Here is a 9,353-nt window from a genome sequence, read left to right on the forward strand (position 1 = left end):
TGCCGTCCTCCTAAAAGATCAGACAAGTCCTTGTTTTCTTTACGACGGTCCTCGGTCGCCAACGGTTTGACCAAGTCGCTAACAGTCTAATCCCTCTAAAATCCAGATGAAAGTCAACTGAAAACGGACTAGCCTAGACATTTCCTAGCGCTATTGGTTTTCAATGTTTTTCACTCAATTGCCGAGGGATGCTGGCAAGCTCTCCTTGCCTATCCCTATTATTATACCCTATTTTTGGTCTAAAAACAAAAGTGGAGTGGGGCAAAAATCAATGATAAAAACTAGTCCACAAAGAACTAGTTTTTTCCAAGTTTATTTTAGATGATAGTAGAATCAACTGCGGCACCTTGTTCTTCAGTGTACAATTTCTTATCGTAAGCACGGATGAACGGGTAGTATACCAAGAAGGAAGCCAAGGCACACACTAAGGCCACTGGAATAGCTTTGACATCTGCTGTTCCTAGGAATGCACCGATACCAACTGGTGTTGGCCAAGGCACATTGGCGATAACTGGACGAATCAACTGCAAGGAATTAACCACATAGTAGATTGTCGCAGAAGCCATTGGTGCTAAGATGAATGGAATAGCCAGCGCTGGATTATAAATGATAGGAATACCAAAGATCAATGGTTCGTTGATGTTAAAGATACCTGGTACCAAGGAAGCCTTACCGATAGCACTCAACTGCTCAGACTTAGCACGTGTTGCCAACCAGATACAGAGACCTAGAGTTGCCCCAGAACCACCAGCGATAACAAACATGTTAGACCACTCACCAGCAACCGCAAAGTTAGCACCTGCAGCATTGGCAGACATATTGGCAAGAGCGATTGGGCTAACAAAGGCAAAGACGATATTGGCACCGTGGATCCCTACAACCCAGAGCAACTGCGTCAACAGGTAGATGATCATGATACCGATCCATGAGTTGGTCAAGCCAGATACGAAACTAAATGGAATAGCGATGACTTTGAAAATGTCTGTTCCCATAGCGATAAGGGCACCGTTGAGAATCAAAACAAAGAAAGCTGTTACAAAGCTTGGGATCAAGGCAGTAAAACCACGAGAAACTCCTTCTGGAACGGCATCTGGCATCTTGATAACCCAGTTATTTTTCACGCAGAGACGGTAGAGTAAAACTGCCACAACAGCCATGATGATGGCCGTAAAGATACCAGTCGTCCCGAAACGAGACACACCGTTCCCCATAGCCCAACCATCTACAACAACTGCGCCTTCTTCTAGGTTTTGAATGGCCTTCATCACACCACCATCAAAAATCAACTGAGGCACTGTCATGATAAAGGCAAATAGCGACAGCAAGGCACCGTTAATCGGTGTCAAATTCAATCCTTCTTCATCGGCATAGATTTTAGTTAACTCGTAACCCAAAGCCAAACAGAAGTAAAGCGACAAAGAGCCCATGGTTGCATAGTTAGCAATCATATACAAAGATGTAAACTTATCAAATGAAGCAGCGAAGATATCGCCAACGAATGGCCAAAATGAAAATGCTAATGGAATAATAGAGAATACCAAGAACATTGAGCCAACGATAGTGAATGGCACTGCTGCCATACCTGCTGCCGTAATTGCACGAACCACCTTAAACTGTGCCAATTTCCCCATTGGCCCCATCACGTGGTTCTCTAAGAAACCGAATAATCCACCTTGATTTTCCATGTGGATAACCTCCTCCAAAAATTTTTTATATTAGACAAATTTTTCTAGTTGCTTGATCCGCTGATAGGCCTTGTCCTTATTGTCCGCAATAAGAGCAATCCGCCTAAGATTCAACAGAGCAAGCCCAATACCAAGCAACCAGATCAGAGATAAAAAGACCTTGGTAGCTGGTGAATCACTGAACACTGGATAAAGCAGTGTCAGTTGTTTTGGCAAGTGGCAAAGCGCCAAGAGAATGACCAATAAGAACAGTTGAACCTGAAAGAATCGTTTGGTCCAAGCTAAGTAAACCTGATCCGTACCGTACATTCTAACCTGCTCAGCAATAGCCAAAATGCTCAGGGCTAACAGGCCGATCGGTAAAAGTCCATACCAATTCCAATTGAAACAAATGGCTAGCAACCAGTAAAGGTTGGCGAAGAAGAAGCCTGCTAAGGTATAGCGAATCAAGAGATAGCGGCTAAACTTGGTACTCTTCAAGGCCGCCTCTTTTCTAGCCTGCTCCGCTTCTTGCTTTCTAATGGCCTTTGAATGAATCGCTTTTGTCATAAGATTCTTCCTTAAGGCACGCGCTTATAGAGTTCCAACATTTCAAGAGCGACTTCTCTCAAGGTCATGGTGGTCATCAAGTGGTCTTGGGCATGGACCATAATAATTTCAATCTTGATCTCTGTCCCGCCAGCATACTCGTGCAAGAGCTTGGTCTGGGCTTGGTGGGCCAAGAGCAATTCCTTGTTGGATTCTTCTAATTTTTCTGCAGCTAGGTCATAGTTGCCCTCACGCATGGCTGCAAATGCTTCATGGACAATAGTTCTTGCGTTGCCGCTGTTTAAGATAATCTCAAAGGCAACAACTTGCACATCTTCTGGATTCATGATTCTCCTCCTACTTCTATCATTATGTTTCTAAAGGCTTCAAAAGTCTGGCAAGCCAAGAGTTTTTCTTGGATCTCTGGCCGATCAACTAAGTCGACAATCGCCTTGGTTAAGACCTTTAAACCATCGTTGCTTCCCTTGCTCAGTGCAGGGAGGAAGATAAACCGTATCTGATCAACCCCCTCTTCCCAGACAAGGCCTTTGGGAATCAAGGCCACTGCCATTTTCAACCGACTAGCGACTGGCTTGATCGGATGCGGAACCGCAATCGCTTCACTAAAAAGGACAGAGCTGAGCTGTTCTCTCTGGGCCATCAAGTCCAGCATACGATCAACAAATGCTTCCTCCTCATCACGGCCTAATCTCGCAACCATCTCACGCAGTAAGGCGTTTTTGTTCGCCCCCCCCGAACCTTCTATCAAGAAGGTATCCGCTGAGAAGTAGCAATCAAAGAGTTGAGCAAAGCTCTCCTGCTCTCCTGCTCCTACTTGCTCAGGACGATAGCCAGAACGGGCTAGGGTTTCAATTTGCTGGCGAATCTCATGCAACTCTTCTTCTTTCAGGAAGACAGAGGTTGTAAAGACGGGCACATTGAAGATCAGATTAGACAAATCGATGGACGAGATAATGAAATCAATGCCCTGTAACTTCTGGTCTGTGATCTCATAGTAGCCAATCACATCCACTATATGCACATACTGACGGAGTTCATTCTCGATACGGCTGCGAAGCATCTGAGCCGACCCATAACCTGTCGCACAGATCACAAGGACATTATACTTCCGCGACTCTTTGAAACGTTCCTGAGCAGCCATAAAATGAAGAGCCACATAGGCAATCTCATCCTCGGACAAGCCATAGGTTGCGAAGGTTGGCATCTGCCTCAAGATGTTTTTGGCCAAGTCAAAGGTAGGCAAATAATTAGCCTTGATATCTTCCAGAAGTGGATTTTCCAGAACAATTTGATTGGCTAACCTCAGATAAAGGGTTCCTAGATGGGTCATCAGACCTTCCATAAACTGAAAATCACCTGTCAATCCAGCAATTTCAATATTATCAGAAGCTTCAAGGCTTTCTACCAATTCCTGCCGCATTCGCTCGATATGGCTTTCTTGGCTGTCGGTCTGACTCAACTGTCCCTTGGCCAACAAGTGTAAGGTGATATAAGCGACTTCTTCTTTGGGAAAATCCAGCCGCGTTGACAAGCTCACACGTTCCAAGATATTCTTAGCCGCTTGGTATTCCTTGCTATGTGTTTGAATCAGTTGATCTTCAATGGCAGAAATTTTAAACCCTTCTGCCAATCGCCTGATAGCCAGAGCGATATGGACCACCAAGTTTTGGATGACAAAGTCGGACAATTTTAATTGCGCTTCTCGGCACTCGTCTAAGACGATTACGGTCAGGGCCTCAAAGTTAATTTTTCCGTAGACCAGCTCATCTCCCACATACTGGTAGAGGCTTTGGAAAAAGCTACTGTTGAAGAAATAGTCCATGATGAACCGCCTGATGGCCTGCTCATCTCCCTTGACATAGACGCCCCTGTTGGCCTTGCTTTCAATGCTCAAGCCATAAGCTTCTAAATCCTTACGGATTTTCTTGAAATCATTGGAAAGGGTCGAACGACTGACGTAGAGCTCCTCCACCAGATCGTCAAAGTAGAGATTCTCCTGCTCTAAGAGCAGCTTGTTGAGAATGTAGCTATGACGGTCGTTGAGGTCGACTTCCTCTGTATTTTTGAAGAGTGGGTCTGTCGGCTGGAATTGTTCCGAAAACTGTCGATAACGGACTTCATCTGCAAACTCTAAGCGATAGCCCTGACCTTGCTTGGATAACAGTGTGACACCATCGATTGCTTCCAAGGCATCCACAATGGACCGGATATAGGTCCTAATGGTACGGTCCGAACAGGACAGATGCTCCGCCAGAGCCATACTAGTGGTAAATTCTTCCTTATGTTGCAATAAATACTGGACCAGTCGTTTTTCCTTATTGGTTAACATGTCCGAGCCTCCATTTCATCAATCAGACTCAACTTTACCATAGTTTCCTTAGAGGCAGCTAAATGGCTTAGATGTTTTCTAAGATTAGATTTGCCATTTTCTCAATACCCATCGGAATTGGAATGTAAGCTTGTGGTGGAATTTGAGCAATCTTGCGACCATTGCGCTCAGCTGCTTCTGAGAACTGTTTGTAGTACATCTTGGTTTGAGGGCTTACCAGGTAAAGATCAAATGTCCCAGCCTCAATAGCTTTGCCACCTTCGTTGGCATTAATCGCATCCACTTCGATTTCATGACCTTTTGATTTCAAGAATTCTGTCGTCTTTTTAGCCATCAAGGAAGAAGACATGCCTGCTGCACAAATGATTAACGCTTTTGCCATAATAATAGCTCCTTTGAGTAATTTTTTAAGATAGTCTTATTGTATACTAAAACGTTTTCACTGTGAATTTAGATTTTTTCCGCATTGATACGGAAGTTCCTGGCGGAAATTTCCGCTTCTCCGACCCATGCTCACGAAAAATCAAGCGAGACCAAGACAGATGGTTAATCTCAAATCTGACAGAACCTTAGTCAGCATCTGGACTTGTTTGCCAAGAAATAGTCTCAATGTCCTTCCAGACGTCATGAGGAAGCTCATAGTCACGCTGCCGCCCACTTCTTACGCCAACTCGTTTTTTCAAAGCAGTTGCTTGCAGACCTGCAAAGAATTGCTTTGGTCAATCAAGATTCTCTCATCTCCTTGGCCCCTAGCCCTTCTAAAATAAGATCTGCCATCAGGGCAATTCCTTTCGGAACTGGGACATAGGCAGGACCAGGGACCTGGACAAGCTCTTTCTGTTTTTTCTTAGCCAGTTGGTCCAGAGCTTCAAAATACATGCGAACCTGAGGGCTCAAAAGATAGAGATCATAGGCAGCAGATTTTTCCAATTCTGCCTTACCGTGACCAACACCTCTAGCAGTGACTAAAATATCCTGTCCTCTTTCTGCTAAATACGCTGTGACCTTTTTAGCCATCAAAGAAGAAGACATCCCGCCAGCACACATGAGTAAAACCTCTTTGGCCATATCCCTCTCCTATTTATACCTGATTTTATAGACCAAGATAATCCCAGACAGGACAAAGGAAACAGCATTTGCCATAATCAGCGGTAAATCCCCAATCCTAATCCCGTGGCAGAGCCATAGGAAAATCCCCGTTACCTGCATGGCATACATGCCCAGGGAAATGCCCGAGGTATCCTTGGTCTGAACAGTCTTGATAACCTGCGGTAGAAAGGCCAGTGTCGTGAGACAGGCCGCAATAACTCCAATCATAACATCTCCTTAAAGAGGAGCGAGCCTGCTAAACCCGCTCCTGTCTATTTTCCAATTTCTAAATGATTTCGCCATTGCTTGCAATGACCGTCTTGTACCATCCAAAGGATTTTTTAGGAGAGCGTTCGTAAGTGCCCTGACCTTCATCGTCTTTGTCAACATAGATAAAACCGTAGCGCTTGCGCATTTCACCCGTCCCAGCAGATACCAAATCGATACAGCCCCAAGGGGTGTAACCCATGAGATCGACACCATCTTCGACCACTGCTTTTTTCATCTCCTTGATGTGAGCCCCAAGGTAGTCAATGCGGTAATCATCATGCACCATGCCATCCTCTTTCACTTGGTCAATGGCGCCAAAGCCATTTTCCACAATAAAGAGCGGCAAGTGATACATGTCTGTAAACCAGTTGAGGGCGTAACGCAAGCCCTCAGGATCAATCTGCCAGTCCCATTCAGAAGCTTTGACATACTCATTCTTAACCAAATCTTCCGTCTCTAGGTAATCATAGTGAGGGTTATCACGGTGATACGAAATGGCAAAGGACATATAGTAACTAAAACCGATATAGTCAACAGTGCCTTCTAACAAGTCTTGCTTGTCCTGATCGGTAATATCAATGTTGAATCCTTTGCGCTCCCAATACTTAAAGATGTGTTCTGGATAGAAGCCATGAACGTGAACATCTGTAAAATAGTAGCGTTTTTGCATGGCCTTCTGGGCCAAAAGAATATCCTTAGGATTGCAGGTCGCAGGATAGATAGGGCACATGGCAATCATGCAACCAATCTCAAAATCAGGATTGATGGCCTTACCGATTTTCACGGCCTGGGCAGATGCGACCAACTCGTAGTGGGCTGCCTGATACATGATTTCCTCACGATTTTCACCTTCTTGGTAGACAATGCCAGAGTTGGTGAAGGGCGCAAAATCTTCTTGGTAGTTGGCTTGGTTGTTGATTTCGTTAAAGGTCATCCAGTATTTCACCTTGTCCTTGTAACGCTTGAAGCAGACTTCCGCAAACCGCACGAAGAAATCAATGGTCTTACGGTTCCGAAAACCTCCGTACTCCGTCACCAGATGGTAAGGCAACTCAAAATGCGACAATGTAACAACAGGCTCAATGCCATATTTCAAACACTCCTCAAAGAGAGCATCGTAAAACTGCAACCCTTCTTCGTTTGGCTTCAGCTCATCTCCCTTAGGGAAAATCCGTGTCCAAGCAATGGATGTCCTAAAACACTTGAAACCCATTTCCGCAAAGAGAGCGATATCCTCCTTGTAACGATGGTAAAAATCAATCGCCTCATGGTTAGGGTAATACTTGCCTTCAAGAACTCCTGGCGTAATCTCACGCGGAACACCGTGACGGCCAGCTGTCATGACGTCCGCCACGCTGATTCCCTTACCACCTTCTTGCCATCCGCCTTCTAATTGATGGGCTGCTACAGCACCGCCCCAGAGAAAACCTTCTTTAAATGTTGCCATACGGCACCTCCTCATTTGATGATCGTCATACTGCCATTATACTCTCCTGAAAGCGATAGCAACATAGAAGTTTTTTCCTTAACGATACGGAAAAAGGAGCTAAACACCTGGTTCAGCTCCTTTCACAGACTTATTTTAAAACACATGCCCGATCGCGTATTTCTTAAGCGGGACAACAATGACTGACTTAGCAGGAAGTCCTGTTTCATTCATAATTAATTGACGTAGCTCAACATCTGAGATGCTGCTATTAACAATCACCATGTCCCCAACTGTCTTGACCGGTGTCAAATGCTCCTGAAAAGCAGGCTTGGTCAAGTCTGGGACTCCATCTTTAAAGTGGATTTGGTATTGAGTTGTTTTTTTGATTTCTTTTTCAGTTGTCATACGGTTCTCTTTCTGGTCTTTTTAAAAGACATGCCTTGCTGAGGGCACCATGTCCCCTTTGTCTGAATCACGGTAGGAAGCTGACCTTAAGCTATTCTCTCTTCCATAGGCCACCCATTCCCCTTACTCCATTAAAAGGCAAGAACTCCTGGAGGGTCTGAAAAACAGGGGTAACCCGGTTGTGTGCAGGCTGCTCGTCTGGCTAAAGATTGGCTTTTTCTAGCAATCATCCTAATTCCCTCCTCTAATTTTTAAGTCAATTATACAGGAAGCGATTCCAAAAGTCAAGAAAAGAATTAAGGCATAACTTCTCCTCACCTTTAGCTTTCATGTCAATTACATAAAATCAGTCAATCAACAGAAAGGAGTTTCTAAATCAGAAAAGAAGAGCTTCCCAAGACTATTAAGGGAAGCTCACTCTTCAATTTCTTCTTCAAAATTCTAGCTAAACAGCTTATTTTTCATCACGTTGGCGATTTTTAGCCAATTGACCTAGCGTAAGAACTGATAATGCTGTAAGGCCGATTGTTGCTGCAATACTTACTGAATCACCAGTTGATGGAAGATTGCGACGTGCACCCGAATTTGGTACCACACGAACAGTAGAAGTTGATTGCCCAGTTGATCCTCCAACCTTATTAGAAGTAGAGTTGGTCGGCTCGATTTGATCAGAAGGTGCCTCCGGAGTCGTTGTCACTTTCTTATAGACATAAGTAATCGTCTTATCCTTGCCTGCTTCTACTTTTCCTGTTGGTGAATCTGATCCCTGTTTAGGTTCTTTTTGAACTAAAACATAGGTCACTCCATCCTTGATAATTTTCTCAGGACGATTGGTCGATGTTGTTGAATCGTAACCAGTACCTGCCTCTGTCCCACTCGGTGCAATCGGATTTGGTGTTTTAATGAGATTGCCATTTTCATCCTCATAGTAAACAGTAACAGTACCTGCTTGCTTGATTGGCGTTTTCTTCTCAACCTTCTTATAGATATAAGTGACAGTCGTTTGGCCTTCTACAACTACTCCAACTTCCTTATCTCCATCCTTGAATTTAACCAACTCATAAGTATCACCTTCAAAGGTAATTCTCGATGGCTTATTATCTTTGGTATCGTAAGGACTAGAAACATCGGCGTCCTTAGTATCCGTTACAGGAGCCTTGATTTCTTTTCCTGTCTCATCAACATATTTAACGATGACTGATCCTTTAGGAGTCGGCGCTGGTGTTTCAACCTTCTTATAGATATAAGTAACGGTCTTCTCACCCTCTTCAACTGTACCAGTTGACGGAGCTCCGGTCTCATCTACCTTCACAAATGTGTAACCTGGGAAGTTCCCTACGCTAGTAGAATAGTCTGAACCTACCTCGCCATCACGAACCACGTCGCTTGGGCCTTCAAGAACAGTACCATCTTCTGTGATGTGACGAACAAGGACGGAACCGGTCTTAGGATCTGGAGTCGGTGCTGGTGTTTCAACCTTCTTATAGATATAAGTAACGGTCTTCTCACCCTCTTCAACTGTACCAATTGATGGAGCTCCGGTCTCATCTACCTTCACCAGAACATAACCCGGGAACTCTTTCGGAGTTGTTGAATA

At 44.4% G+C, this 9,353-nt stretch carries 10 protein-coding genes; all 10 read right to left on the bottom strand.

Features of this window, described 5'->3' with window-relative positions; all coding sequences use genetic code 11:
* Window positions 1-317 precede the first annotated feature (317 nt).
* Window positions 318-1,685 (bottom strand): PTS cellobiose transporter subunit IIC, encoded by a 1,368-nt coding sequence (gene celB / locus ABID29_RS08050; protein ID WP_354365645.1) that lies wholly within the window; start codon window positions 1,683-1,685, stop codon window positions 318-320.
* 30 nt (window positions 1,686-1,715) lie between these two features.
* Window positions 1,716-2,234: a hypothetical protein gene (locus tag ABID29_RS08055; RefSeq protein ID WP_354365646.1), complete on the bottom strand. Its 519-nt coding sequence runs from the start codon at window positions 2,232-2,234 to the stop codon at window positions 1,716-1,718.
* A gap of 11 nt (window positions 2,235-2,245) precedes the next feature.
* Window positions 2,246-2,560, bottom strand: a complete 315-nt coding sequence (locus ABID29_RS08060) for a PTS cellobiose transporter subunit IIA (protein ID WP_354365647.1) — start codon at window positions 2,558-2,560, stop codon at window positions 2,246-2,248.
* Window positions 2,557-4,563 (bottom strand): BglG family transcription antiterminator, encoded by a 2,007-nt coding sequence (locus ABID29_RS08065; protein ID WP_354365648.1) that lies wholly within the window; start codon window positions 4,561-4,563, stop codon window positions 2,557-2,559. Before ABID29_RS08065 ends, ABID29_RS08060 begins: the two co-directional genes overlap by 4 nt.
* Window positions 4,564-4,630: 67 nt before the next feature.
* Window positions 4,631-4,945 carry a PTS cellobiose transporter subunit IIB gene (locus ABID29_RS08070; protein WP_354365649.1) on the bottom strand — a complete coding sequence of 105 codons (315 nt, stop codon included), beginning with the start codon at window positions 4,943-4,945 and terminating at the stop codon, window positions 4,631-4,633.
* A gap of 341 nt (window positions 4,946-5,286) precedes the next feature.
* Entirely contained in the window at window positions 5,287-5,631 is a 345-nt protein-coding gene (locus ABID29_RS08075; protein ID WP_354365650.1) for a PTS cellobiose transporter subunit IIB, read from the bottom strand.
* A gap of 9 nt (window positions 5,632-5,640) precedes the next feature.
* On the bottom strand, window positions 5,641-5,880 hold the full coding sequence (locus ABID29_RS08080) for a SemiSWEET transporter (protein WP_354365651.1): 240 nt from the start codon (window positions 5,878-5,880) through the stop codon (window positions 5,641-5,643).
* Window positions 5,881-5,938: 58 nt separating this feature from the next.
* Window positions 5,939-7,369 (bottom strand): 6-phospho-beta-glucosidase, encoded by a 1,431-nt coding sequence (locus tag ABID29_RS08085; RefSeq protein WP_354365652.1) that lies wholly within the window; start codon window positions 7,367-7,369, stop codon window positions 5,939-5,941.
* Window positions 7,370-7,504: 135 nt separating this feature from the next.
* Window positions 7,505-7,756 (bottom strand): hypothetical protein, encoded by a 252-nt coding sequence (locus ABID29_RS08090; protein ID WP_354365653.1) that lies wholly within the window; start codon window positions 7,754-7,756, stop codon window positions 7,505-7,507.
* Between the two features lie 454 nt (window positions 7,757-8,210).
* Window positions 8,211-9,353 (bottom strand): MucBP domain-containing protein (locus ABID29_RS08095; RefSeq protein WP_354365654.1); only part of this gene is annotated, 1,143 nt, incomplete at its 5' end.

The organism is Streptococcus rupicaprae (genome assembly GCF_040545225.1).
GTDB classification, from domain to species: Bacteria; Bacillota; Bacilli; order Lactobacillales; family Streptococcaceae; genus Streptococcus; species Streptococcus rupicaprae.

Coding starts and splice junctions, on each gene's coding strand:
- celB (WP_354365645.1), bottom strand. CDS start 1,685: ATGGAAAATCAAGGTGGATTATTCGGTTTCTTAGAGAACCACGTGATG.
- ABID29_RS08055 (WP_354365646.1), bottom strand. CDS start 2,234: ATGACAAAAGCGATTCATTCAAAGGCCATTAGAAAGCAAGAAGCGGAG.
- ABID29_RS08060 (WP_354365647.1), bottom strand. CDS start 2,560: ATGAATCCAGAAGATGTGCAAGTTGTTGCCTTTGAGATTATCTTAAAC.
- ABID29_RS08065 (WP_354365648.1), bottom strand. CDS start 4,563: ATGTTAACCAATAAGGAAAAACGACTGGTCCAGTATTTATTGCAACAT.
- ABID29_RS08070 (WP_354365649.1), bottom strand. CDS start 4,945: ATGGCAAAAGCGTTAATCATTTGTGCAGCAGGCATGTCTTCTTCCTTG.
- ABID29_RS08075 (WP_354365650.1), bottom strand. CDS start 5,631: ATGGCCAAAGAGGTTTTACTCATGTGTGCTGGCGGGATGTCTTCTTCT.
- ABID29_RS08080 (WP_354365651.1), bottom strand. CDS start 5,880: ATGATTGGAGTTATTGCGGCCTGTCTCACGACACTGGCCTTTCTACCG.
- ABID29_RS08085 (WP_354365652.1), bottom strand. CDS start 7,369: ATGGCAACATTTAAAGAAGGTTTTCTCTGGGGCGGTGCTGTAGCAGCC.
- ABID29_RS08090 (WP_354365653.1), bottom strand. CDS start 7,756: ATGACAACTGAAAAAGAAATCAAAAAAACAACTCAATACCAAATCCAC.